Annotated in this window: 20 protein-coding genes and 2 pseudogenes; 5 read left to right on the top strand and 17 right to left on the bottom strand. The window is 60.4% G+C overall.

From position 1 onward, the window contains the following. Positions 1-24: 24 nt before the first annotated feature. The gene (locus EGY08_RS27820) at positions 25-1113 is read right to left on the bottom strand and encodes an ABC transporter substrate-binding protein (protein ID WP_004119286.1); all 1089 of its coding nucleotides are present in this window, start codon (positions 1111-1113) and stop codon (positions 25-27) included. Between the two features lie 496 nt (positions 1114-1609). Here EGY08_RS27820 and EGY08_RS27815 point away from each other — a divergent pair, with 496 nt between their 5' ends. Continuing rightward, complete coding sequence (locus EGY08_RS27815) at positions 1610-2692, top strand: malate/lactate/ureidoglycolate dehydrogenase (protein WP_049122887.1); 1083 nt, start codon at positions 1610-1612, stop codon at positions 2690-2692. A gap of 237 nt (positions 2693-2929) precedes the next feature. Then, the gene (gene fdhF / locus EGY08_RS27810; RefSeq protein ID WP_004119282.1) at positions 2930-5080 is read left to right on the top strand and encodes a formate dehydrogenase subunit alpha; all 2151 of its coding nucleotides are present in this window, start codon (positions 2930-2932) and stop codon (positions 5078-5080) included. Between the two features lie 175 nt (positions 5081-5255). Here fdhF and EGY08_RS27805 read toward each other — a convergent pair whose 3' ends face one another. After that, complete coding sequence (locus tag EGY08_RS27805) at positions 5256-6407, bottom strand: M20 aminoacylase family protein (RefSeq protein ID WP_004119279.1); 1152 nt, start codon at positions 6405-6407, stop codon at positions 5256-5258. A 283-nt stretch (positions 6408-6690) separates the two neighbouring features. On the opposite strand from EGY08_RS27805, the gene EGY08_RS27800 reads away from it, so the two are divergent. Then, a complete protein-coding gene (locus EGY08_RS27800; protein ID WP_123829228.1) occupies positions 6691-7896 on the top strand; it encodes an MFS transporter in 1206 nt (401 codons plus the stop codon). A gap of 105 nt (positions 7897-8001) precedes the next feature. Here EGY08_RS27800 and EGY08_RS27795 read toward each other — a convergent pair whose 3' ends face one another. The 8 genes and pseudogenes from EGY08_RS27795 to EGY08_RS27760 all read right to left on the bottom strand — a co-directional run bounded on the left by EGY08_RS27795 (position 8002) and on the right by EGY08_RS27760 (position 15155). Then, the gene (locus tag EGY08_RS27795) at positions 8002-8724 is read right to left on the bottom strand and encodes an amino acid ABC transporter ATP-binding protein (protein WP_004119268.1); all 723 of its coding nucleotides are present in this window, start codon (positions 8722-8724) and stop codon (positions 8002-8004) included. Then, on the bottom strand, positions 8708-9475 hold the full coding sequence (locus EGY08_RS27790) for an amino acid ABC transporter permease (RefSeq protein WP_004102832.1): 768 nt from the start codon (positions 9473-9475) through the stop codon (positions 8708-8710). Before EGY08_RS27790 ends, EGY08_RS27795 begins: the two co-directional genes overlap by 17 nt. Before the next feature lie 64 nt (positions 9476-9539). Continuing rightward, entirely contained in the window at positions 9540-10307 is a 768-nt protein-coding gene (locus tag EGY08_RS27785; protein WP_004119265.1) for a basic amino acid ABC transporter substrate-binding protein, read from the bottom strand. A gap of 95 nt (positions 10308-10402) precedes the next feature. Beyond that, the gene (locus EGY08_RS27780; RefSeq protein ID WP_004119261.1) at positions 10403-11302 is read right to left on the bottom strand and encodes a MurR/RpiR family transcriptional regulator; all 900 of its coding nucleotides are present in this window, start codon (positions 11300-11302) and stop codon (positions 10403-10405) included. After that, a pseudogene (locus EGY08_RS27775) lies at positions 11299-12272 on the bottom strand (ABC transporter substrate-binding protein); the annotation flags it as partial. The gene EGY08_RS27780 and the pseudogene EGY08_RS27775, both read right to left, overlap by 4 nt. Continuing rightward, positions 12263-13315, bottom strand: a complete 1053-nt coding sequence (locus EGY08_RS27770) for a FecCD family ABC transporter permease (protein WP_112164807.1) — start codon at positions 13313-13315, stop codon at positions 12263-12265. The gene EGY08_RS27770 and the pseudogene EGY08_RS27775, both read right to left, overlap by 10 nt. Next, entirely contained in the window at positions 13312-14337 is a 1026-nt protein-coding gene (locus EGY08_RS27765) for a FecCD family ABC transporter permease (protein WP_123829227.1), read from the bottom strand. Before EGY08_RS27765 ends, EGY08_RS27770 begins: the two co-directional genes overlap by 4 nt. Then, complete coding sequence (locus tag EGY08_RS27760; RefSeq protein ID WP_004119255.1) at positions 14334-15155, bottom strand: ABC transporter ATP-binding protein; 822 nt, start codon at positions 15153-15155, stop codon at positions 14334-14336. The genes EGY08_RS27765 and EGY08_RS27760 overlap by 4 nt, the downstream gene beginning before the upstream one ends. A 505-nt stretch (positions 15156-15660) precedes the next feature. Here EGY08_RS27760 and EGY08_RS27755 point away from each other — a divergent pair. Further along, positions 15661-17733: a TonB-dependent siderophore receptor gene (locus EGY08_RS27755; protein WP_123829226.1), complete on the top strand. Its 2073-nt coding sequence runs from the start codon at positions 15661-15663 to the stop codon at positions 17731-17733. A gap of 136 nt (positions 17734-17869) precedes the next feature. Here EGY08_RS27755 and EGY08_RS27750 read toward each other — a convergent pair whose 3' ends face one another. From EGY08_RS27750 to EGY08_RS27720, 7 genes and pseudogenes are all read right to left on the bottom strand, one after another. Then, positions 17870-18658, bottom strand: a complete 789-nt coding sequence (locus EGY08_RS27750; RefSeq protein ID WP_004119243.1) for an ABC transporter ATP-binding protein — start codon at positions 18656-18658, stop codon at positions 17870-17872. Beyond that, positions 18652-19647: an ABC transporter permease gene (locus EGY08_RS27745; RefSeq protein WP_049115191.1), complete on the bottom strand. Its 996-nt coding sequence runs from the start codon at positions 19645-19647 to the stop codon at positions 18652-18654. Before EGY08_RS27745 ends, EGY08_RS27750 begins: the two co-directional genes overlap by 7 nt. Then, on the bottom strand, positions 19628-20665 hold the full coding sequence (locus EGY08_RS27740) for an ABC transporter substrate-binding protein (RefSeq protein ID WP_004119236.1): 1038 nt from the start codon (positions 20663-20665) through the stop codon (positions 19628-19630). The genes EGY08_RS27745 and EGY08_RS27740 overlap by 20 nt, the downstream gene beginning before the upstream one ends. Beyond that, complete coding sequence (locus EGY08_RS27735; protein WP_123829225.1) at positions 20662-21636, bottom strand: ABC transporter substrate-binding protein; 975 nt, start codon at positions 21634-21636, stop codon at positions 20662-20664. The genes EGY08_RS27740 and EGY08_RS27735 overlap by 4 nt, the downstream gene beginning before the upstream one ends. A gap of 11 nt (positions 21637-21647) precedes the next feature. Beyond that, entirely contained in the window at positions 21648-22736 is a 1089-nt protein-coding gene (locus tag EGY08_RS27730; protein ID WP_123829459.1) for an acyl-CoA dehydrogenase family protein, read from the bottom strand. A 37-nt stretch (positions 22737-22773) separates the two neighbouring features. After that, a pseudogene (locus EGY08_RS27725) lies at positions 22774-23875 on the bottom strand (LLM class flavin-dependent oxidoreductase). Positions 23876-24020: 145 nt separating this feature from the next. Then, positions 24021-24914: a LysR family transcriptional regulator gene (locus EGY08_RS27720; RefSeq protein ID WP_087828254.1), complete on the bottom strand. Its 894-nt coding sequence runs from the start codon at positions 24912-24914 to the stop codon at positions 24021-24023. 313 nt (positions 24915-25227) lie between these two features. Here EGY08_RS27720 and EGY08_RS27715 point away from each other — a divergent pair, with 313 nt between their 5' ends. Continuing rightward, positions 25228-25824: a cysteine dioxygenase gene (locus EGY08_RS27715; RefSeq protein WP_004119221.1), complete on the top strand. Its 597-nt coding sequence runs from the start codon at positions 25228-25230 to the stop codon at positions 25822-25824. The last annotated feature ends 1 nt before the right edge of the window (position 25825 follow it).

Below are 25825 nucleotides of genomic sequence, written 5' to 3'. Positions count from 1 at the left end.
GAAAAGAGACGCAGCGCCGGAGGGTTATTTCGCCGCGGCGGTACGCCACTGTTTGATAAATTCCAGACGTTGCTTCGGCTCAAGATACGCCAGCAGCGTTTCATCGACCGGAATCGGCTTCAGCGCGCTGCCGAGCATTTTGGTCATGCCGTCAATATCATTTTTACCTTCGATATCATTGCGCAGGGAGGGAATATCGGCCTGGTTCGCGAGGATGCTTTGCCCCTTTTCCGACAGCACGTAGTCAAACCACAGCTTCGCCGCATTAAGATGCTCGGCTTCTGCGGTAATAAAGGAGACTCGGGAGAGCACCAGCACGTAATCTTTCGGATATGAGATGCCAAGCGAAGGATCGGTTTTCGCCCTCGCCTCCGCGTAGGAACCGAGAATATTGTAGCCAATCAGGTTTTCACCGGAGGAGACGCGTTCCATCATCGTACCGGTGGACGATTGCACGGTCAGGCCGCCTTTCGCAATGCCCGCCAGATCGTTAAAGTAGTTGGCATCGGCTTTGCTGTCCTGCACCGCCAGCATAAAACCCAGCCCTGATTTTTCAATATCGTACGTGGTGACCTTGCCTTTGAATTTATCGGCCTGAGCGGAGATAAGCTTCGCCAGCGCGGTATGCGAGTCCGGGACATCCCCCTGCGGGATCAGCCGTTTATTATAGATAAAGACCACCGGCTCGTAGGTCGTGCCGTAGGCTTTCTGTTGCCAGACCGCCCATTTTGGCAGCTTATCCCGCTCCGGCGAGGCGTACTCTTCGGCATATTCAGTGGCAAGCTTCAGCGCCGTATCCATGGAAGAGCTCCAGACCACATCGCCGCTGCCGCCGCCCGCCGCCTGTTCGCTGATATAACGGTTGTACAATTCGGTACTGTTCATATCGTTATATTCAACTTTAATGCCGGGATATTGCGCCTCAAAGCCTTTAATTAACGGGCCTGCGGCCTTGGTATCGGTCGTTGAATAGATAACCACTTTGCCTTCTTTAATCCCGGCATCCACCACTTTTTGATAATCCGCTGGGTAGCCCTCAGGGACTGCGGCAAGAACCTGACCGGAGAATATTGCCGACAGTGAAATCATTAATCCACTAATTTTCATATACATAAAATCAACCTTTAGGCATCAATTATTAAACGTAAATTTAACATATAGCGGGACGTCAGAGCCTTGCAACGCCGGATTTTGTTTTTTTACGGCTTTTGTGACGCTGACGTAATTTAAAGGAAGATCCGTCGGATAAAGCGAAAGCGATTTACGGTCTGCGATAGAAATATTAAGAAAAGATTAAGTTTTTTACATATATGGCTCGCCGGATATTGGCTTTGATTAACTACAATAATAAAAGTGACGCCCCATTTTACCGGCCAAGGGCGGTATAACGCGTCTCACTCAGCCGCTAACATAGGGGCTTGATCGCCCTGGCGTGCTTTATATATCACCAGGTTCAAGGATTTGTCTCCTTCCTCCCCGCAGCAATAACCACCAGCGAAAAGCCTTTAATACAAAATTCAAAACCTTGATCTTCTCCATGGCTCAGCGCAGCATGGAAATGCAAACACACTAAAACAAGAATTCGCAACCCAATCACAGGAGAGAATCAGTGCAAACAGGACATCGCTTCCAGGCCACGGATCTGCATCACTTTGTTAAAACCCTTTTCACCCACATGGGAAGCTCCCCCACCGAAGCGTCGCTTATCGCCGACCACCTGATTGCCGCCAACCTGGCCGGGCACGATTCCCACGGCGTCGGCATGATCCCAAGCTACGTACGCTCCCACGCGCAGGGTTATCTCCAGCTCAATCGCCACGCCAGCGTCATGAAAGACGCGGGCGCGGTGGTCACGCTGGACGGCAACGGCGGCTTCGGCCAGGTGGTGGCCCATGAAGCCATGCAGATCGGTATTGAGAAGGCGAAACAGCACGGTATGGCCGCCGTGGCGCTGCGTAATGCGCACCATATTGGCCGCATCGGCTACTGGGCGGAACAGTGCGCGGCCGCCGGAATGATCTCTATCCATTTCGTTAACGTCGTTGGCAACGTGATGGTCGCCCCGTTCCGTGGGAAAGACAGCCGCTTCGGCACCAACCCGCTGTGCGTGGTGTTCCCGCGCGCCGGCCATCCGCCGCTGCTGCTGGATTACGCCACCAGCGCCATCGCCTTCGGTAAAACCCGCGTCGCCTGGCATAAAGGGGTTCCGGTACCGGCGGGGTCGCTGATCGACGCTCGCGGCGTCCCTACCACCGACCCGGCGGTGATGCAGACGTCGCCGCTGGGGGCGCTGCTGACCTTTGCCGAACATAAAGGCTACGCGCTGGCGACGCTGTGCGAAATTATCGGCGGCGCGGTATCCGGCGGTAAAACCTCGCATCAGGAGACGCTGCAGGGCAGCGTGGACGCAATTTTCAACTGCATGACCACCATTATTCTCAGCCCGGAAGCGTTCGATGCGCCGGATATGCAGCGCGAGACCGAAGCGTTTATCGACTGGTGTAAACGGTCGCCGCACGACCCGGACGCGCCGATTCTGGCCCCAGGCGAGTGGGAAGAGGCTAACCGCCAGCAGCGTTTGGCGCAGGGGATACCGCTGGACGCCGGCAGCTGGCAGGCGATTTGTGCCGCCGCCAAAGAAGTCGGTTTACCCGCCGACACCCTCGCGCAGCTGCGCCAGAAGCTGGCCTGATTTTTCCCCGATGACGCCCGAACGGGCGTCATGTCATCGTCATTAGTGTCGACATCACCGCCGCCCCGCCTGCACCTTCCGACTATTCTATTTAAATTCAATAAGTTAAAATTTGGCACAGCCTATGCATAACGCTCCCGTCATCTGCCGGTACGCTGGCGCATGACGCCCTGACAAGGGCGGGCCGGGCCCGGCCTGTCCATTGTTGTTTATTCTCTGTTAACAGGTCTGTTACTGATGAAAAAAATCACGAGCGTTTGCCCTTATTGCGGGGCCGGTTGCAAACTTAAGCTGGTCGTCGAAAACAATAAAATTATCCGAGCCGAAGCCGCTGATGGCGTTACTAACCAAAATCAGCTGTGCCTGAAAGGCTATTACGGCTGGGATTTTCTCAACGACACCCAGCTGCTGACGCCGCGTCTGCAGCAGCCGATGATTCGCTATCAGAAAGGCGGCAAGTTCACCCCGGTAAGCTGGGATGAAGCTATCCGCTATACGGCGAAAAAACTGCGTGAAATAAAGGAGAAGCATGGCCCGCGCGCCATTATGACTACCGGTTCATCGCGCGGTACCGGCAATGAAACCAACTACGTGATGCAAAAGTTCGCCCGCGGGGTACTCAACACCAATAACGTCGACTGCTGCGCCCGCGTCTGCCACGGCCCGTCGGTAGCCGGCCTGCAGCTGGCGCTCGGCAACGGCGCGATGAGCAACTCGATTAGCGATATTGAGAACTCAAAATGCCTGCTGGTCTTTGGCTATAACTGCGCCGACTCCCACCCAATCGTCGCCCGCCGGGTGATTAAGGCCCGCGAAAACGGGGCGAAAATCATCGTCTGCGACCCGCGCCGTATCGAAACCGCCCGCATCGCCGATCGCCATCTGCAGCTCAATAACGGCAGCAACATGGCGCTGGTCAACGCCTTCGCTCACGTTCTGCTGGAAGAAGATCTCTATAACCACGACTACGTCGACCGCTTTACCGAGGGGCTGGATGCCTATCGTGAGATGGTGAAAGACTATTCCCCTGAAGCCGTCGAAGGCATCGTCGGCGTCCCGGCCGCTGAAATTCGCCAGGCGATGCGCATGTTTGCCGCCGCGCCTTCCGCCACGATTATGTGGGGCATGGGCGTCACCCAGTTCGGCCAGGCGGTGGACGTTGTCAGAGGGCTGGCGAGCCTCGCGCTGTTAACCGGCAACCTCGGACGCGCCAACGTCGGCGTGGGGCCGGTACGCGGGCAAAACAACGTCCAGGGCGCCTGCGATATGGGCGTCCTGCCGAATATGTTCCCCGGCTACCAGGACGTCACCGACCCCGGCGTTCGCGCCAAATTCGCCAACGCGTGGGGGATTGATCCGGCGAGTATGGACGACCAGGTCGGCACCCGGATCACCGAAGTGCCGCACAAAGCGCTGACCGGCGAGATCAAAGCCTACTACATCATGGGTGAAGATCCGCTGCAAACCGAAGCCGATTTGGGCCTGGTGCGTAAAGGGATTGAGGCGCTCGATTTCGTGGTGGTGCAGGATATCTTTATGACCAAAACCGCCGAAATCGCCGATGTACTGCTGCCCGCCACCTCCTGGGGTGAACACGGCGGCGTCTTTACCTGCGCCGACCGCGGCTTCCAGCGCTTTGAGCAGGCGATTATCGCTACCGGTAACGTTAAGCGCGACTGGGAAATCATCAGCCTGCTGGCCAGCGAAATGGGCTATCCGATGCATTACGATAATAACCAGCAGATCTGGGACGAAATGCGCGAACTCTGCCCGCTGTTCTACGGCGTCACCTACGAGAAAATGGGTGATATGAACCACGTCCAGTGGCCGTGCCCGACGCTGGATCACCCCGGTACGCCGTGGCTGTATAAAGATAACCTCTTCGATACGCCAACCGGCAAAGGCCAGCTGTTCGCCGCCCCGTGGCGCGCGCCTGCCGAGACGCCGGATGAAGCGTATCCGCTGGTGCTCTGTACCGTGCGCGAAGTCGGCCACTACTCGTGTCGTTCGATGACCGGCAACTGCGCGGCCCTGCAATCGCTTGCCGATGAGCCGGGCCGGGTGCAAATCAACCGCGCCGACGCGCAGCGCCTCGGAATCGCCGACCAGCAGCTGGTGTGGGTCAGCTCGCGGCGCGGTAAGGTGATTACCCGCGCCGACATCAGCGATCGCATTAATGAAGGCGCGGTGTATATGACCTATCAGTGGTGGGTCGGCGCCTGTAACGAGCTGACGCAGGATAATCTCGACCCGATCTCGAAAACGCCGGAAACCAAATACTGCGCGGTGAAGGTGGAGGCTATTGCGGATCAGCGCTGGGCCGAACAGTATGCCTGGACCAGCTATAGCGAGATGAAAGCCCGCCTGAAAGCGGCGGTGAACGTGTAAAACCCCGCAGGGAGATGCGCGCGTCTCCCTTCGTATCCACTTTTGCTCCCGGGGGCGGCGCTCAATGCGCCTTGCCCGGGCTACAAATTCTGCGCTTACCCGGGCTACCGGTCCGCAGTCCGCTGAAGTCGTGTAGCCCGGACAGGTGCGGAGCACCGCCTCCGGGATCGCCCGCTTACGCCAGCAGTTTCTCCACCAGCGCCGTCCACAGCGCCACGCCGTGAGGGAGCAGCTCATCGTTAAAATCATATCCGGCGTTATGCAGCGGCTTTGACGCCGTCTCGCCATCGGCGCCGATCCAAAAATAGGCGCCCGGGCACGCCTCCAGCATGCAGGCAAAATCTTCCGAGGCCATGGACGGATTACCGTTCCAGCTCACCGCCGACTCCCCCAGCAGCGCGGTCGCTACCTCGCGCACCTTTTGCGCTTCGGCCGGATGGTTAGTGGTCACCGGATAACCGGGATACCAGGCGATTTTGCCTTCCACATCTGATACCTGCGGCTGGGCGGCGACATAGCTTTCAATCAGCCCCCTGACCCGCGCGCGCACCTGGTTATTCAGACAGCGGAAGGTTCCGCGTAGCACCACTTTATCCGGCAGCACGTTGATCGCCTCCCCGCCGGCAATCTGGGTAATGCTCACCACCGTCGACTCCTGCGGCGACAGGCGGCGCGAAGGAATGGTTTGCAGGGCCATAATCAACTGCGCCGCGGCGACAATCGGGTCCGCTCCGCGCTCCGGCATCGCCGCATGGCAGCTTTTTCCGGTCAGAGTAATTTCAAACGCGTCGAGAGAGGCCATCATCGCCCCGCTACCGATCGCCACCTGGCCCAGCGGCATACCCGGCCAGTTGTGCAGCGCGTATATGGCATCCATCGGGAAGCGCTCAAACAGCCCCTCCTCCACCATTTTCCGCGCGCCGCCCAGGTTCTCTTCAGCAGGCTGAAAAACAAAGTGCACGGTACCGCGAAAGCGGCGGGTCTGCGCCAGATGCGCGGCTGTCGCCAGCAGCATCGCGCTATGGCCATCGTGGCCGCAGGCGTGCATCACGCCAGGATTGCGTGATTTGTAATCGATATCGCTCTGCTCGGCGATCGGCAGCGCGTCCATATCGGCCCGCAGGCCAATCACCGGACCGGGGCCGTTCTCCAGGGTCGCGACCACGCCGGTACCCGCCAGCCCGCGATGCACCTGGAGGCCAAACGAGGCGAGCAGTTCAGCCACCCGGCGCGAGGTTTCCTGTTCCTGATACCCCAGCTCAGGGCAAGCATGAAAATCACGTCGCCAGCGAATGGCCTCGGCGATCAGTGAAGAGGATACTGCCATGTCATACTCCTTTCCTGCACAGCATCAGCGCTGAACGAGTGTGTTATTCAATAAATTGGGGCTACAGGTAGTCCGCCAGCCTATTGGTTATATCCTTTCGCCTGCTCGCTGACAACTTCCGCCAAACCCTGCGCCGGCGCGCCTTTACGCGGCATCCCGCCTGCACTGCGTTTTTTTTGTAGTCATATCAACGGTGACATAAGGCGTGCGATTAATTATTATGCAGCTATACTGGCGTTTTGCCGAATAATTCACTCTACAGACCTCCTTAACCGGAAATAAAATGTTCAACCCAGAGCAGAATCGTCTTGCCCCCACGCTGGCGATGATCATGGCGGCTTCATTAGTGGGATTTATCACCGGATACACGGTGCCCTTAATCAGTCTGGAGCTGGCGCAGCAGCAGATTGATACCGTTTACGTCGGCCTGCTGGCCGCGCTACCGCCAGCGGGGATGATGATCTCCTCCTTCCTCTCGCCCGCGCTGTGCCGGCGCTTCGAGATGGGGCTTCTGCTCTCCGTCAGTCTGGTGGCGCTGGCGGCGTCAACCATCGCCTCCTGCCTGTCGTTTGATATGGTTCATCTCCTGCTGCCGCGGCTGGTTACCGGCCTGGCGTCGGGGGTGATTATCGTCATTGGCGAAAGCTGGATCACCGGCGGCGCGGCGGGGAAAAACCGGGCAACCCTGACCGGCATTTATGCCTCCGCCTTTACCGGCTGTCAGCTGGCGGGGCCGCTGCTGATCTCCGCCGGAGAAGCGTATCAATCATGGACGCTGCTGCTGGTCGGGCTGGTGACCCTCGCCTGCCTGCTGATGCTGCGCCATCTACCCTCCGGCAGCCGCGAACGGCTGGCGGAACGCGCCAGCTGGCGCAGCCTCGGCGCTTTTTTACCGGTACTGGCTTCCGGCGTATTCTGTTTTGCCTTTTTTGATGCCAGCATTCTGGCGCTGCTGCCGCTTTACGGTATGGATAAAGGTCTGAGTGAAGTGACGGCGGTACTGCTGGTCACCGTGGTATTAACCGGCGATGCCGTATTCCAGGCGCCGCTGGGCTGGATTGCCGACCGCTTCGGTATCCGCCGCGTGCATCTGACCTGCGCGGTGGTCTTCTGCCTCGCCCTGCTTGCCCTGCCGTTTCTGCTGGCGTCGCATATCCAGCTAATTGCCGGCTGCCTGCTTCTCGGCGCCGCGGCGGGGGCGCTCTATACCCTGTCGCTGGTCCGCGCCGGGAAAACCTTCTCCGGGCAGAAGCTGATTATGATCAACGCCCTGCTGGGATTCTTTTGGTCCGCGGGCAGCGTGGCCGGGCCGGTGGTCAGCGGATTGCTGATCAGCGTCGCGGGCTATGATGGTCTGCTGATAACGCTGTTTGTCAGCGGCGCGCTGTTCCTGCTGATCCAGTGCCTGGGTAAAAGCGAAAAAGCGCTGCTGGCGGACGAACGCGAGCGTGAAGAAGAGATGGATGATATTAGCGAGGCGGCGCAGTAGCGCTTAAGCGTTCGGCAGTTACGCGTTGAGAGGACGAAAGAGCTTTCACCTTCCGCGTAAGATCTTCTCCCCGGCGGCGCAGGCGCGCGCCGGGGGCGTTATTGATTACAGCACTTTACTTAAAAACGCGGCGGTGCGCGGGTTAGTCGGCGCGCTAAAGATCTGCGCCGGTTTTCCCTCTTCCTGAATGATGCCCTGGTCGATAAAGATAACCCGGTCAGCCACTTCGCGGGCAAAGCCCATTTCGTGGGTCACGATGACCATTGTCATCCCTTCGCTGGCGAGGTTTTTCATCACCTCCAGCACATCGCCCACCAGCTCAGGATCGAGCGCCGAGGTAGGCTCATCGAACAGCATAATCGACGGTTTCATCGCCAGCGCGCGGGCGATGGCCACCCGCTGCTGCTGCCCGCCGGAGAGGCTGGAGGGCCAGGCGTCGCGCTTGTCGCTCAGCCCGACCTTCGCCAGCAGCTCTTCCGCCAGACGCACCGCCTCCGCGCGCGCCATGCCGCGCAGGCTCATCGGGGCCATAATCAGGTTTTCCAGCACCGTTTTGTGCGGGAACAGATTGAAGCGCTGAAAGACCATGCCGACGCTTTCCCGCATCTTATTCAGATCGGTCGCGCGATCGTGGGCGGCAAAGCCGTTCACCTCTACCTCGCCTTGGCTGACGGTTTCCAGCGCGTTCATGCAGCGCAGGAAGGTGCTTTTTCCGGAACCGGACGGGCCGATAATACAGACCACTTCCTGCGGTTTGATATCGCAGCTGATACCGCGCAGAACGTGGCTGTCGCCGAAACGCTTGTGTAAATTACGAATGTGAATCACTTTTGCCAAACCTCTTTTCCAGACGGTTAACCAGCTGCGCCAGCAGGAAAGTAATGACCCAGTAAACCAGGGAGATGGTCAGGTAGGGTTCCCAGTAGGTGGCGTAGGCGCCGGAAACGGTGCGCGCGGCGTAGGCCAGATCCGCCAGACCGATGGCCGACGCCAGCGAGGAGTCCTTAACGATGGCGATAGCGTTGTTGCCCAGCGGCGGCAGAATGCGGCGAAACGCCTGCGGCAGAATCACCTGACGCATGGTTTTCCACCACGGCATTCCCAGCGCGCGGGAGGCCTCCATCTGCCCCTTATCGATCGACTGGATCCCGGCGCGGAATATTTCGGAGACGTAGGCCCCGGCGTTTAGCGTAATCGCCACGATACAGGAGAGAAACGCGCCGTAGTTAGAGCGCAGCTCGCGGGCGAAATCGGCGCTCATCATGCCGCTGGTCACCAGCAGTCCGTCGCGCGGGTTGATAAATAGCGGCACCAGCGCGAAGTGCACCACCATAATTTGCACGAATAGCGGCGTGCCGCGAAACGCGCTGACGTAAAAGCGCACCGGAAACTGCACCAGATAACGCAGAACGTATTTCCATACCCCGTGCTCGGCTTTCGCCATCCGCCCCAGCCCAAGGGTCAGCCCCCACAGGGTGCCGAGGATCACGCAAATAATGGTACATTTAATGGTCATCAGGGCACCGTCCATAAACAGCGGACCGTACTCCTCAATGATCTCCCAACGGAATCCCGTCATAATCCTTCCCTAAAAAATACGGCTATCGCCAGAGTCGATAGCCGTGATGAAACAAAAATGCGAATTATTGCGCTGGCAGCGTCGGGACGTTGTCGTCGAACCAGGTTTTATAGATTTTAGCGTAGGTGCCGTCAGCGATGATTTTCTGTAAACCAGCGTTGATCTTCGCCTGCAGCTCGCTGTTGCCTTTCGCTACCGCGATGCCGAAGTACTGGCGCTCAAATTTGGCATCCGGCACCAGCTTAAACTGCTTCTCCGGGTGCTGCTTGATGTAGTATTTCACCACGCCGACGTCACCGACCGCCGCGCTGACGCCGTCTTCAAACAGCTCCTGCAGCATCAGCGGGGTATTATCAAAGCGCTTGATCGCGGTGCTGTTCTTGCCCAGCACGTCGGAGACCACGATATCGCCAGTGCTGGAGTTCACCACCCCGACTTTCTCGCTTTTCAGCGCCTCAAGGGAGGTCACTTTTGAATCCGCCGGCACAACGATGGACTGCTCGGCCGGGAAATAAGGAGCGGAGAAATCCACCATCTGCTTACGCTTATCGGTGATAGTGATCCCGGAGATAATAATGTCGCGATCGCCGGTGCTCAGGGTGGCGAAGATCCCTTCCCACGGTGTATTGACCAGTTTGATATCAAAGCCTTCCGCTTTGGCGATCGCTTTAATGATATCGATATCAAACCCTTCCAGCTGTTTCTGGCTGTTCTCAAACTCAAACGGGCGATAGGTTCCGCCGGAACCCACCACGTAAGTTTGCTGAGCCGCGTGGGCGGTGCCGATCATCGCCGCCGCCAGGCAGCATGCTTTCATCCACTTCTTAACCATGACAACTCCGTTTTATGCATTAATTTTGCATAAAAATACACACTGTCAGCATGGCATGCAACCGGAAACCTTCCCGACGGTAAATTATCTGCCGTTTAGCTTCGTTTACCGCCGGATTTCCCGATGGCCCGATGCAATTCATTGATCCGCTTCATCGATTTCACCGTCTTCTGCGGCGCGGTGGAGGCCACCGACAGCACGATCATCTCCAGACATACCAGCACCGTCCCGTGCAGCGGCACCCGTCCGTTATCGCCGCCGCGCGGCACCTCAATCACCACCTGCGCCTGCTGGCTAAAGCGGGAGTCCAGCGCCTGGGTGAGTAAAATCGTCGGGATCCCCAGACGGCGAGCTTCGCGCAGGGTCGTCATCCCCTCCCGGTGCGGCGACTTCTGCCCCATCATAATCAGCACGTCGCCGCGCTGCAGGCCGATCAGTTGCTCGGCGAGGCTAAAGCCGGTGCGGTTCATCACGTACGAAGGCAGGCCGATGCGGCTCAACAGCCGGGCGGTATATTCCGCCAGTATGCCCGAGGCGCCGATCCCGAAAATGCCCACCTGGCGCGCGCCGGTCAGCAGCGCCACCGCCTGAGCTACCGCCGCGCGGTTGTCAGGTCGCGACAGCACTTCGCAGGCCCGCTGATGCCCCTCAAGGACAAAATCAATGCTCGAATGGACATCGCTGGAGAGCGCGCTCACCGTTGAAATCATCTTTTCCGACGAGGTCGCCGACGGGCCAAACCAGCGTTCCATGGTCTGCTTCAGTTCCCGCAGGCCGGCGAAGCCGAGCGCCTGGATGGCGCGCACCACCGTGGCGTCCGAGGTGTTGGTCGCGCTCGCGATTTCCATGGCCGTGCGCTCCAGTACCGCTTCCCGGTTATCGTTGATATAGCTCGCTACCGCCAGCAGACGCGGCGACAGCTGATGCGCGCGGGCGCGAAAACGTTCGCCGAACAGGTCAACCCGCCCCTTCTCTCTTTTGACCGCCGTTTTCATTTCAGCCCCTCGGGTAAGGGACGACCGGCAATGTGCGATTGCACCTGGGCGACCATCAGCGACAGCGCGGCGTAGGAGTTAGAGATAACCTCCTCACGCGGCAGCAGTATATAGCGCCCGGTGCGACAGGCGCGCATAAAGTCGCACCAGCCCGGCATCACGCCCTCCATCGCCCGCAGCTCATCCTGCGGCTTACCGCCGGTATCGGAGCGCCAGGTGGCAAACACAAAATCGGCATCCAGCTCCGGTAGCTGCTCGGCGCTGACGTCAATGCGCTGGCCCTCAGGGATGTTGTCAATCAGCGGCGGGAAGCGGAATCCGGCATCGCGCAGCACGCGGCCCAGCGCATGATAGGAGTGATGCACGGTCACCTTGCCGTTGTTGGCCTGAATCACCGAGACAACAATGTTTTGCGTATCCACCATCGCCTTTAGCTGGGCTATCTGCGCCTGATAGCGGCGTTCGAGGATTAAGAGCCGCGGCTGGGTACCGGTGAGCTGCGCCAGCTTACGGTAGATGCGCGGCGCGCTGCCCTGCAGATGATCGATGCTGACCGTTGGCGCAATCTTCTCCAGCTGCTCCACCGAGACGTGGCGGCTCGGTTCGGTGATAATCAGGTCCGGTTTCGCGGCGGCCACCGCTTCGAGGTCGATATCCGCCGTGCCGATAAACTGAATCGCGCTGTTATCGAAATCAATCCCGGTCAGCTGCGCGCTGGCGCGTAAAAAGTGGCTGCCGTCCGGACGAGTCCGCCCGTGGCTGGCCACCGGCGGGACGCCAAGCTCAATCAGGGGAATGGTGATATCCAGATCGTGCATCGACACAATGCGCTGCGGGTGCAGCGGAACGGTCACCGTGCGACCTAAGTCGTCGGTGAAGGTTTGCGTATCGGCGGCCGAGGCGACGCCCGCCAACAGCACCAGCAGAGAAACGAACCAACGCATAGCGATCCTTTTTGATTTACAGGGCATCACGGCGACGCCAGAGCAGAACGATAAAAAACGGACAGCCGACCAGAGCAATCACGATCCCTGCCGGTATCTGCAGCGGCGCGAACGCCAGTCGGCCAATGGTATCGGTGGCTAGCACCAGCAGCGCGCCGATCAGCGCGCTGCCGCAGAGCAGCGCCACCTGGCCGCCGCGCAGTAGAAAGCGCGCCATATGCGGCGCCATCAGGCCAACGAAGCCGAGACTCCCGACGCAGGAGACGCTGGCGGAGGTCAGCAGCACCGGCGCGAAGAAACGCAGCAGGGTGAGCTGCTGCAGGCGTACCCCGAGTCCGACGGCCGCGCGGTCGCCGAGCAGCGCCGCATCGGCGGCCCTGGCGGTCAAAAAAAGGATCAGCGCCCCGGGCAGCGCCCAGCAAAAAGCGACGGCCAACAGCGGCCAGGTCGCCGCATGCAGGCTGCCCGCCAGCCAGATCATCGCCGTCTGTACATCGCGCACGTCGGCGGTAGTCATAAAAATGCCGACCGCCGCCGCCAGCGTCCAGGAGACGCCGATGCCGATGAGAATAAAGCGCGGGCGCGAACAGTCGCGGGCCAGCGCCAGAACCAGCAGCGCCACCAGCACGCCGCCGAGCATCCCCGCCAGCGGCCGCCAGACCAGGCCCACCGCCGGAAAGAACAGCACCAGCGCCAGAACCACAATGCTGGCCCCCTCCTTCACCCCGATAAGCCCGGGATCCGCCAGACCGTTGCGGGTAATGCTCTGCATCGCCGCGCCGGCCAGGCCGAGCATCGCCCCGCACAGCAGCGCCATAAACAGCCTCGGCAGGCGAATATCAAACAGGATAAAACGCTGCTGTTCGCCCACGATTTCCGCACCCAACAGTGCGCGAAACAGGGTACCGGAAGGCATCGGGAAGCTGCCGCGGGTCAGGCCAAACAGCGCCAGCAGCAGGATAACGAGCAGCATGCCGGCAGCGATTTTTAACGCCGCTGGCCGCAGCAAAAGATACCAGCCGCCGCAGACAAGCGGCCGAAAACCGGCGCGACGGGCGGCGCTTTTCATTTAAAAAACCTCGCGGCGATAAAAATAAATACCGGCGCCCCCACCAGCGCGGTCATCGCGCCGGTTGCCAGCTCCTGAGGTGCGACCAACGTACGAGCGGCGATATCCGCCAGCAGCAGCACCAGGGCGCCAACCGGGGCGGCCAGCGGCAGCGCCAGGCGAATATCTTCGCTAATCAACCGACGCACCACGTGCGGAACCACCAGACCGACAAAGCCGATCGGTCCGGCCACCGCCACCGCCGAGCCGCACAATAGCGCAATGGCGGCCAGCCCCAGCAGGCGGGTCTGAACAATCTTTACCCCCAGCCCCAGCGCGACCTTATCGCCCAGCGCCAACACGTTCAGACGCGGCGCGATGGCCAGCGCGATCGTCACTCCCGCCAGCGCCGGGAGCAGCGCAGCGCGCAGCGTTTGCCAGTTCAGCCCGGCAAGATCGCCCGCCAGCCAGGTACGCATCGCCAGCAGCGTTTGTTCATCGAGGATCAGAATCGCCGCGGTGACCGCCGAGGCAAAGGCCGACAGCGCCACCCCGCACAGGGTAATGCGCAGCGGCGTAACGCCGCCGCGCCCGGACGACGACAGCAGCATCACGCCGCCAAACAGCAGCGCCGCGCCGCAGGCGGCGGTGAGCGGCCTGGTTAACGCCACGCCGCCGAGGCTGACTCCCAGCGCCGACGTCGCCACTACCGCCAGCGAAGCGCCGGCGTTAAGGCCGAGAATATGCGGCTCGCCTAGCGGGTTGCGGATCACGGTTTGCAGCAGCAGCCCCGCCACGCCGAGCGCCGCGCCGGTAAGCAGCGCCGCCGCCAGACGTACCAGACGTAAATCAACGATGATGCGGTGGTCAAAGTTGCGCGGATCGTAATGGAGCAGCGCCTGCAGCACCGTTTGCGGCGCAATCCAGCGCGCGCCGAGCCCGAGATGCACCAGCGAGCCGCCCAGCAGCAGCAGGCTCAGCAGCGCCAGCGCCAGCCGGGGCCGGGATTGCCGGCGCTGCAGGAACAACGCGGAGGCGCTCATAACGCCTTCTCTTCACGGGCGCGGAACGGCATAAAAAAGGGCTTACCGGTCTGCGGATTGAGCGACATCTGCACGTCCACGTCAAAGACCATTTTGATCAGCTCCGGCGTACAGATTTCCTGTTCATTAATCACCCCGGCGATCTGCCCTTTTTTAAGAAACACCAGCAGGTCGGCGTAGTTCACCGCGAAGTTCAGGTCATGCAGGACGGTGACCACCGTGCGGCCATGATCGCGGGTTAAGGTTTGCAGTAGTTCGAGAATGTCGACCTGATAGCGCAGGTCAAGCCAGGTGGTGGGCTCATCCAGCAGAATCGTCGCCGTTTGCTGGGCAAGCGCCATCGCGATCCAGCAGCGCTGACGCTGGCCGCCGGAGAGGCTATCAACAGCTAAATGGGCAAACTCGGCGGTACCGGTGAGCCGCAGCGCCTCTTCTACCGCCCGTTCATCGGCCTCGGACCATTGACGCATCAGACCCTGCCAGGGATAGCGCCCGCGGGAAACCAGTTCAAACACCGTCAGCCCTTCCGGCGTGAGCGGCGATTGCGGCAGAATGCCCAGCCTACGGGACACCTCACGGGTCGGCAGCTGATGAATCACCTCGCCGTCCAGACGTACGCAGCCGCCCAGCGGCTTGAGCATCCGGGCGATGGTCGACAGCAGCGTCGATTTCCCCGAGCCGTTAGCGCCGGCCAGTACCGTCATTTTCCCGTGGGGGATGGTCAGATGAATATTATCGACAATTAGCGTCTGGCCATATCCGGCCGACAGGGAATCGAGGACGATTCCCTGTTCTGCAGGCAACACCCGCTGTGGCATAACTCGCTCCCGCGCCGCAACGGCGTGGCGCCAGGCCCGCTCGTTCCGCACTCAAACAAAAATACATCTCATTCTCTTTTGATCATGCGGCGGATGAATGTAGTAGTCAATACCCCGCGACCGCATCGGCAATGGCGGTCTACTACCAACAACCGCACCTGCAGCACATGGATTAATCAACAATAAAAACAACGAATTATTTTATATCCGCTCTGCTTATTCAGCGCTGAGTGAGTGATTATTTGCGTCGGCGCTTTTTTATCTTACATAACGTTTACTACTACATTCCTTCGTGATTGAATGATTCTCAATTACATATCTGCGCGCCTTCTGGCGTTAATAACAGATAGCTTTCTTTTTCAGGGCAATGATTTTATTGGCTTTACCTCTCCGCAAAGGCGAGGTTCGTTCACGAGACACAAAAATGATTCCATTAAATGGCCCTTTTTCGGCATTAAAAGGGCGTGCGCTTTTTTCACTGATTTTTTTCACCTCACCGGGATTAGTGGCCGCGGAAAATAGCGCCGATAAAACAAAAAAAACCGCTGACGAGACCATAACGGTCGTGGCTGAAGGCACCCAGCAACGCGCTACCCAGGGATACCAGCCGGTTAATACCTCGACCGCCACGCTGACTACCATGCCGATGCTGGATATTCCGCAGGTGGTCAATACCGTCAGCGAGCAGGTGCTCGAGGATCAGCATGCGACCAACCTCGACGAAGCGCTGTATAACGTCGCCAACGTGGTACAAACCAATACCCTCGGCGGGACTCAGGACGCCTTCACCCGCCGCGGCTTCGGCGCCAACCGCGACGGCTCGATCATGACCAACGGCCTGCGCACCGTACTGCCGCGCAGCTTCACCGCCGCCACCGAACGCGTCGAAGTGCTCAAAGGCCCGGCCTCGACGCTGTACGGTATTCTCGACCCTGGCGGATTGATCAACGTCGTCACCAAACGCCCGGAGCGTAGCTTCGGCGGATCCGTCTCCGCCACCTCCACCAGCTTTGGCGGCGGTACCGGCCAGTTCGACGTCACCGGCCCCATCGACGGGACGCCGCTGGCGTATCGGGTGATTGGCGAATATCAGCATGAAGATTACTGGCGTAATTACGGCAAACAGAAGAGCAGCTTTATCAGCCCCTCCCTGACCTGGTTCGGCGAGCGCGCAACGGTGAACGTCTCATATTCTCACCGTAACTACAGTACCCCATTCGATCGTGGCACCATCTTCGATCTGAACACCGGCCATGCGGTGAACGTCGATCGCAAAACGCGTTTTGATGAACCGTTTAATATTACCGACGGTTATTCCGATCTCGCGCAGCTGAATGCCGAATACCGTCTCAGCGACGCCTGGACCGCCCGCTTCGACTACAGCTACAGCCAGGATCATTACAACGACGATCAGGCCCGGGTCATGGCCTACGACTCGGCGACCGGCAACCTGACCCGCCGCGTCGACGCCACCCACGGTTCAACCCAGAAGATGCACGCTACGCGGGCGGATTTACAGGGTAACGTGGTCATTGGCGGCTTCTATAACGAGATCCTCACCGGCCTGGCCTATGAGAATTACGATCTGCTGCGCACCGATATGATCCGCTGTAAGAACGTCAAGGGATTTAATATCTACAACCCGGTCTACGGTACGCTCGACAAATGCTCCAGCGTTTCGGCATCCGATAGCGATCAGCGTATTCAGCAGGAGAGTTATGCAGGTTACGTCCAGGACGCGCTCTATCTTAGCGATAAGTGGATCGCCGTTGCCGGAGTGCGCTATCAGTATTACACCCAGTACGCCGGGAAAGGTCGCCCGTTTAACGTCAATACCGACAGCAGCGACCAGAAATGGACGCCGAAAGCGGGCCTGGTGTATAAGCTGACACCGTCCATCTCCCTGTTTGGTAACGTGGCGCAGTCGTTTATGCCGCAGTCCTCCATCGCCAGCTATATTGGCAATCTGCCGCCGGAAGAGTCCACGGCGTACGAGCTGGGCGCGAAGTTCGATCTGTTCAATGGCATCACCGCCAATATCGCGCTGTTTGATATTGATAAGCGCAACGTCCTCTACACGGAATCCGTGGGCGATGAGACGGTGGCAAAAACCGCCGGTAAGGTACGCTCCCGCGGCGTCGAAGTGGACGTGGCCGGGTCGCTAACCGATAACCTGAGCGTTATCGCCAGCTACGGCTATACCGATGCGAAAGTCACCGACGATCCGGATTACAAAGGCAAACCGCTGCCGAACGTGCCGAAACACACCGGTTCGCTGTTCCTGAGCTACGACATTCACAACGTCTACGACAGCAATACCCTGACGGTGGGCGGCGGCGGTCGCGCGGTAAGCAAACGTTCCGGTACCAACGGCGCAGATTATTATCTGCAGGGCTATGCGGTGGCGGATGTGTTTGCGGCCTATAAGATGAAGCTGCAATATCCGGTGACGCTACAGGTTAACGTGAAAAATCTGTTTGATAAGACCTACTACACCTCCTCCATCGGCACCAACAACCTCGGTAACCAGATCGGCGACCCGCGGGAAGTGCAGTTTACGGTGAAGATGGATTTTTAAGCCTTATCCCTGTCCCGGATCGCGGCGCCTTATCCGGGCTAGCACACTGTAGCCCGGGCAAGGCGCGGCCCTAGCGCCGCCCCCGGGAATCCCCGCCAAACGGTCAGAATCAGCACGCCCCGGATAACGCCTTGCCTTACCAGTCCTCACCCTGGCCAAGAATGCGCAAAATATCCTGCCGATGCTGTAGCAGCAGCGGATTGTCGCGATGGCGGGGATACGCCAGCGGAAGCGCAAACTCGGCGATAATCCGTCCCGGTCGCGGTGACATGATTAACACCCGATCGCAGAGCAGCAGCGCCTCTTCAATATCGTGGGTGACCAGCAGGCTGGTATAGCCCTGCTGCTGCCATAGAGCGATCAGCTCCCGCTGCATGCTGATGCGGGTAAGCGAATCCAGCTTGCCCAGCGGCTCATCAAGCAGCAGCAGGCGCGGTTCGTTCAGCAGCGCGCGCGCCAGCGCCGCACGCTGCGCCATGCCGCCGGAGAGCTGGCGCGGCCACGCTTCGCTAAACGCCTGCAGCCCCATTCGCGCAATCAGCGCATCGGCCTTTGGCTCAAGCCCCTTTTTCCCCTGCGCCTGCGGCCCCAGCAGCACGTTTTGCCGCACCGTCAGCCACGGATAAAGGGTCGGATCCTGAAACACCAGTATCCGTTCGGGCCCCGGTCCGCCCATCGCCGCCTCATCAATCTGAATTTGCCCGGCCTGCTGCGGCTCCAGTCCCGCCAGCAGCCGCAGCAGAGTGGATTTACCGCATCCCGAGGGGCCGAGCAGCGCGACGCTCTCTCCGGGCCGCAGCTGCAGACTGATGTTCTCCAGCACCGGCACCGTCTGTTTACCAAGGCTAAAAGCGTGATGCAGATGGCTTATCGACACCGCCGCGCCGGCCGATGCCGCCTGAGGTATTGCGTTCACGGTTACCATTGCATGCCTCCCCGCTGCCAGCTTAGCAGCCGGTCGCGCACCATAAACAGTCCGCTAATCAGGCCGGAGCAGAGCAGCGCCATCACCAGCAGCGCCGCGTACATATTGGGATAGGCAGCCCAACCCTGCGCCCACTGCAGATAAAAGCCAATACCCGATTTCACCCCGACCATTTCGGCGACGATCAGCACCGAAAACGATGCGCCAAGCCCCATAAACAGGCCGACAAAGACGTTCGGCAGCGCGGCGGGGATCGCCACGCGCAGGATCAGGAAGCGCTGGCTGGCGCCCAGGGTCCGCGCGACGTCATACCATGCCTTATCGATGCCGATCACTCCGGACCAGGTCAGCACGGTCACCGGGAACCAGGTGCTGAGCGCAATCAGGAATACGCTGGCGCCGAAGCTGGAAGGGAAAATAAACAGGCACAGGGGCAGCAGCGCGGTGGACGGCACCGGCCCCAGCAGACGCAACACCGGATGCACCCAATAGCCGATCCGCTGGGACCAGCCGATCGCCAGCCCGCTGATAAAGCCGCAGCTGGTACCCAGTAGCACCCCGAGCCCAAGCAGTCCCAGCGAATGCAGCAGGCTATCGAGCAGGCGCGGCCAGTCATCGTACAGTACCTCAATCAGCGCTTGCGGCGGCGCGAAAAACGGCACCGGCAGAAAGGCCGTCTTTGCCGTCAGCCCCTCCCACAGCGCAAAGAGTACCGGCAGCAGCGCCAGCCACTTTCCAGCATGCTGCAGGCGAGCCCCGCGCTGCCGCCAGTAGCGGTAGCTCAGCGCCAGCAGCAAGAGCCCGCCGCCGAGAGTGAACTGCGCCAGCGCCCACCCTTCGCTAAACGGCCAGCGCCGCCCGGCATCGGGCCAGGCCAGGGTAAACAGGCCGCCCAGCAGCCAGAGCGCGGCGGCAAGCAGGCCTTCCGTCCACAGCGGTCTGCCGCTTGTCGCACGCGCCAGCGCCCGTTCAGGCGAAAACGTTGACATAAATGCTCTCCGCAAACTGATGGGGATCGGTGCCCGGCTTAATGACCTGCACCCGCTGAAGATCTACGGCGTACTGGGTCAGCTCTTTGACAAACGCCTCGCCCACCGCGTGATGGCCGTGCCCCTGGCCGTGGAGAATGCCGCTGACCTCCGCCTCATTGGTATTCAGCGCATGGGCGAGGAAGGATTGCGCCACGCTTTCCGGGTGCGCGGCGGCATAGCTGTGCGCCTCAAGAATCGCCTGAGTGAGCGCGGCGGCGGCGGGTTTATGATCGCGGGCCAGGCTACCGCTGACGCCCAGTACGCAGCAGCTCAGGTTGGCGTAATCGCCGGTCATATTGCTGGCGATAAGCTGATACTTGCCGGTTGCCAGCAGGCGATAGCTAAAGGGCTCGCTGCCGCTGATGGCTGCTATTTCGCGTTTATCCAGCGCCACGCTGAGCAGATCCGCCGGATAGACTTTCCACTGTACATCGCTTATCGGGTCGATGCCGTGGCGCTTGAGCAAGATGGCGAAGAAGTTTTTATCCGGCCCGGCCATATCGGTGACGCCGATGGTTTGCCCTTTCAGGCTCTCCAGGCCGCCGAACGGCGAGTTTTTCGCCGTCAGCAGGTTCAGGCAGCCGCCGTGGGTTCCGGCGGTGAGCTTCACGTCGAAGCCCTGCTCCAGCGCCTTCAGCCAGCGCAGCGCCATCCCGACGCCGGCGTCGGCCTTGCCGGTGGCAATCGCCTCCAGCAACACGTCCGTCGAGTTGCCGAAGTTAACGAACTCCACGTCGAGATTGTATTTACTGAAGATCTTCTGCTGCTCGGCGACGGCAACCGGCGCCAGGCACACCGCGCTTTTGTTAATCGCCAGCTTGATTTTATACGGCTGCGCCAGGCGCAGCGCCGGATGTTCTTCCCCGCTCGCCATGGCCGCCATATCGTGAGCCCAAAGCGGCAGGGATGCCCCGGCGAGCGCGAGCCCGCCGGTCAAGCGTAAGAAACGACGGCGGGAAAAAGCGGCTTTCATCATGGCGTCACCTCCGCATGGGCCTGGGCGGCGGGCACGCTAAAGCCGTTATCAAACGTCGGCGTCACGTCCAGCTTTGCGCGGATCAGTCCGTTGGCGAGGTAAAAATTCGCCGTCGACTGCTGCTGAGCGACCGTCTGTGCGTCCAGAGGCTGCCACTGTGACTGGCGATTGGCAAACTGCACGCGGGCGATATCCGCCGGGAAACGAATAATCTCCCCCAGCGTTTTACCGTAGCTATCAAGGTTGGCGTAGGCCCAGCGCTCGGCGCCGGCCAGGCGGGTAAGGTAATCCTGCAGGGCCGCGCGTTTTTGCGGGTCTTTCAGGGCATCATCGGTTGCCGCCAGGAAGGTGTTGCCCGGCAGCAGCCCTTTACCACTGACCAGAATCTTTCCTTCCGCGGTCTTCACCAACTGCGTGGTATAGGGTTCCCAGGTCGCCCAGGCGTCAACCGATCCGTTGAGCAGCGCCACTTTGGCGTCCACCGGGCCGAGAAACACCCACTGCACCTCTTTCGGCGAAATCCCCGCCTGCTCCAGCGCTTTCAGCGCCACAAAGTGGCCAATCGACCCTTTACCGGTGGCGATGCGTTTGCCTTTTAAATCCGCGGCGCTCTTCAACGCGCTGCCGGGCGAGACCAGCACCGCGGTGCCGGCAGGGTTGCTTTTATCGACGGCGATAGCTTTGACCGGCGCGCCGTTAGCCAGCGCGAACAGCAGCGGCGCATCGCCGATAATCCCCGCATCCACCGCCCCGGCGTTAAGCGCTTCCGCCAGCGGCGCGGCGGCCGGAAACTCGGCCCATTTAATCTCGTAGGGGAGATCCTGCAGGGCGTTGGCGGCCTCCAGCTGCGAGCGCATGCCGCCCTTTTGATCGGCGATTCGCAGGGTGATTCGCTCCTGAGCCGCCGCATAGCCGCTCAGCGCCAGCAGCATCAGCGCCCCGGCTAAACGGGTAAAATGAAGTTTGCGCATATGAATTATCCTTATTTTTGAAAAGCGTATTTGCCTGCCGCCAGCCACGCGCTGTCGTTCTGCGGGGTATGTACCCGACCGCACAGGACGTTGCGATAGTGGCGTTCCAGAGGATTTTGCCGACTCAGGCCATGGTTGCCAGTCAGCTCCAGCGCCAGGTTTACCGCCTGAATGGCGTTGTCGGTAATCGTCACTTTCGCCAGATTCGCCTCAATGGCGGAAAAGCCCAGCTGCGCGGCCTTTTCCAGCAGGCTGCGGTTGACCAGCAGCCATCCGTCAATCTGGCCGACTTTTTCCTGCACGCGCGACAGGCTGGAAAGCGGTTGCCCAAGGCTGCCCGGAATACGCGTACCCAGCCACGTCACCAGCCAGTCGCGGGCCGCGCGCGCCACGCTGTCGTAGATCGCCGCCAGTAGCGCCGTATGGCGATTGGCAAACAGACGAAACTGCTCGGCGTCCGGCGCGGGAGGCGCATCGGCCGCCCACACGTCCACCGCATACTCATCGGCCACCCGCACATTGTTGAGCACCACTTCGTGGCTGCCGGTTGCCCGCATTCCGGCGTGATCCCAGCTTTTCACCACGCTGACGCCCTCGCTGTCGGCTGGAACCAGCCAGGTGCCGACCAGTGGCCGAGCGTCGTCGCTCCGTCCCCAGACGGCCAGCCAGCTTAGTCCCTCAACACCGGTGGTATAAATTTTGTGACCGTTAATTTGCCAGCCCCCTGCGCGGCGGGTCGCCACGGTTTGCGGCAGGCCGCCGCGCGCTGGAGAGCCGAGTTCCGGCTCCACCCGCAGGCTGTTGATCAGACCGCCCCGCTCGACGGCATCGTGAAAAACCCGCTTACGCAGCGGCTCGGCCCAGCCAGCGTTTTCCGCCAGCCGCAGATGATGCAGATACTGCATGCAAACAATGAGCGCGGTCGCCGGTTCGCCCCAGGCGATGGCGGCGACCGCCTGCTGAAGCCTGGGAAGATCGGCACCTGCCCCGCCGTACTGCTGCGGCACGGCGAGGCTTAAAAAACCGCGCTGGCGCAGACGGTCGATATTGTCGCGGGGAAATTCGCCGTTGGCGTCAAGGCTAGTCGCCTGCTCCGCCATCAGCTGGCGCACCTCCGTTAACCGCCGCGCCCAGCCATCATTGGCCTGATCGATCACGATGCGCGCTCCGCCACCGCGCGCAGGGCGGCTTTTTCGCGGGTTATCGGCAGCAGGGCCTTACCGTACTCCTGAGCATCGTTGAGCGGATCAAACCCGCGGATCAGGAAGTTGCGCACACCGAGGTCGTAGTAATCGAGCAGCGCGTCGGCGACCTGCTCCGGGGTGCCCACCAGCGCGGTGGAGTTGTGGCCGCCGCCTACCAGCTGCGCGATCCCGGTCCACAGGCGTTTATCCACCACCTTGCCCTGCGCCGCCGTCGCCCGCAGACGCTGCGCCCCAACGCTGTCGGGCTTGGCTTTGAAACCGCCTCCGCTCTGCGCCGCCCGCTCGGTGGCGACGTGCAGGATATGCTCGGCTTTCTCCCAGGCCTCGGCTTCGGTCGCGGCGATAATCGGCCGGAACGAGACGCTGAAGTCGATTTCGCGCTGATGTTTCGCCGCCTCGGCCCGCACGCGCTGGATGGTTTCCGCGGTTTGCGCCAGCGACTCTCCCCACAGGGCGAAAACGTTGGCATGTTTACCGGCCACGGCGATGGCCGCTTCCGAGGAGCCGCCGAAGTAGAGGGGAATATGCGGCTTTTGCAGCGGGCGAATCGCCGACCACGCCTGTTCAGCCTGATAAAAATCATTGGCGATATCCACCGGCTGTTCGGCGGTCCACACCTTGCGGACGGTCTCAAGGAAGGCATCGGTACGCGCATAGCGCTGGTCGTGATCGAGGTAATCGCCGTCACGGCGCTGCTCGGCGTCATTGCCGCCGCTGATGATATGCACCGCCAGACGGCCGCCCAGCAGGTGTTCAAGGGTAGCGAACTTACGCGCGGCGAGGGTTGGCGAGACAAAACCGGGACGATGGGCCAACAGGAAGCCGATCTTTTGCGTCGACAGGCCCGCCAGCGCGGTCACCAGAAAGCCATCGGGTTGATCGGACCAGTGCCCCACCAGAAGGCGGTCAAACCCGGCAGCCTCGTGGGTTTGCGCGAAACGCACGATGTAATCGCGGTCAAAAACCGGACCGACCGGGGCGATGGTTTCCGACGACAGGCGGTGGCCGATCATGCCGAGAAACTGAATGCTCATGCAGAACTCCTTGTAGCAGGATAATGAGTGGACCGCTGCGGCGGCGCGTTTTCATTACCCTATACACGGGCTCTTAATGAACAAAATGCATTTTTATCATATCTTAATATGCGAGATAAGCATTGATAAAAATTGTATTTAGGTTTCAGTCAGATACGTTCAGTTGCTGAACGACTTTGCCGGCGAAAAAAGTCATCGGCTGGCTCAGATTAGCCAGATTCTGCGCGTGAACCAACCACAGATGCACCGCGGGCTGGAAGTCAGCGAGGGTCAGCACGGCGACGTCATCGCGCCACGGGCTGGCGGCCAGCGCGGCGCGCGGCACCAGGCCAAGCCCCAGCCCCTGCGCCACGAGGCTGATTTGCAGCTGGGCGCCCGCGGTCTCGACATTCAGCGCTAAGCGCAGCCCCTGGGACTGCAACTCGCGGATCAGCCCCGCCCGCAGGCCACAGCCGTCGGGATTGAGCACCCAGCCTTTTTCCGCGCAGTCGCGCAGCGCTCCGGCGTGCAGGCGCCAGCTTTTCGCCGCTATCACCACGATATCCAGCGGGCACAGCAGCCTTCCGCTGTAGCCTTCGGCAAAGCGTTGCTGCTCAGGCCCCATCGCCAGCACCCCGTCCAGCTCGACGCTCTCGAGGCGCTTTTGCAGCAGACCGCTCCAGCCGCAGGTCACCTGCGGCTGGAGAGCGGGAAACTGCTGGCGCAGCGCGGCCAGCGCCGGCTGCAGGGCAATTTCCGCCACGCTCTGCGGCACGCCGAGACGCAGAATACCGTGTGGTTCCGCTTCGGGGTCGAGCAGGCCGTACAGCTTTTTGGTCTCCCGCTTGATGCTCAAACACTGCTCGTAAACCCGGTGCCCGGCGGCGGTCAGGGTGAGCGGCCGGGTCTGACGCTCCAGCAGCGTCACGTCGAGGGTTTGTTCCAGACGCTGCAGACGCCGGGTTATCGCTGATTGGGTAATACCAAGATATTCTGCGGCCTGGTTAAGCGAGGAAAACTGCACGGTGGCCAGCAGTGCGTCAATGTCGTCGATGCGCATAGCGTCCTTAAAGCCTGGCCCATCAGAGCTATTTTGCTTGCCATTTTGAACCTGGGCAGTGCTCAGACAAAACTCATAGAGTTTTGAACGCCTTCAGGGCGGCCCGAAGGGGGAGCGTAGCGAATAATCCTCACGTACTACGTGTACGCTCCGGTTCTTCCGCGCTGGCCGTGTTCAAACTGTCTGCGCCAATGACGCTTGATGGGTAGGCTATCAATGTGATTTTTGCATATTAATATATGCGGAAATTGCATTTTAATTATATTAACGCCTTTGCTAGCGTAAAGACCAGTCCCGACAACAGGAAGCGACCATGACCGCACCGCGAGTGGAAAAATTACGCCAGTTTATTCAAGACCTTGATGCACTGCATCGCGAGTTCGCCGACGAGAAGGCCCTGCTCGACGCCGTGGCCGTGCGCCTGGCCGCGCTGGTGAAAAAAGATGACTGGCTGCCGGAAGAGTACACCCTGCCGCATCCCCACCACTATCAGCAGTACCTGCTGCATGTTGACTCCGGACAGCGTTTCTCCATTGTCAGCTTCGTCTGGGGCCCGGGGCAATCGACGCCGATTCACGACCATCGGGTGTGGGGCGCCATCGGCATGCTGCGCGGCGCGGAGGAGAATCAGCGCTACCGCCTGGACGAGCGCGGCCAGCCGGTGGTCAGCGGCGTTGCTGAACGCCTTTCCCCAGGCGAGGTGGAAAAAGTCTCTTCCCGCGACGGTGATATTCACCGGGTGAGCAACGCCCTGGCGGATAGCGTCTCGATCAGTATTCACGTTTACGGCGGCAATATCGGCGGCGTCAGGCGCGCGGTTTATACCCCGGAAGGCCTCGTCAAACCATTTGTCTCCGGTTACTCCAACCGCCACTTACCCAATATCTGGGATCTCTCAAAGGATAATTAAT

The organism is Klebsiella sp. FDAARGOS_511 (genome assembly GCF_003812845.1).
Classification (GTDB): Bacteria; Pseudomonadota; Gammaproteobacteria; order Enterobacterales; family Enterobacteriaceae; genus Klebsiella; species Klebsiella grimontii.
This window is presented reverse-complemented; position numbering and strand designations above follow the sequence as displayed.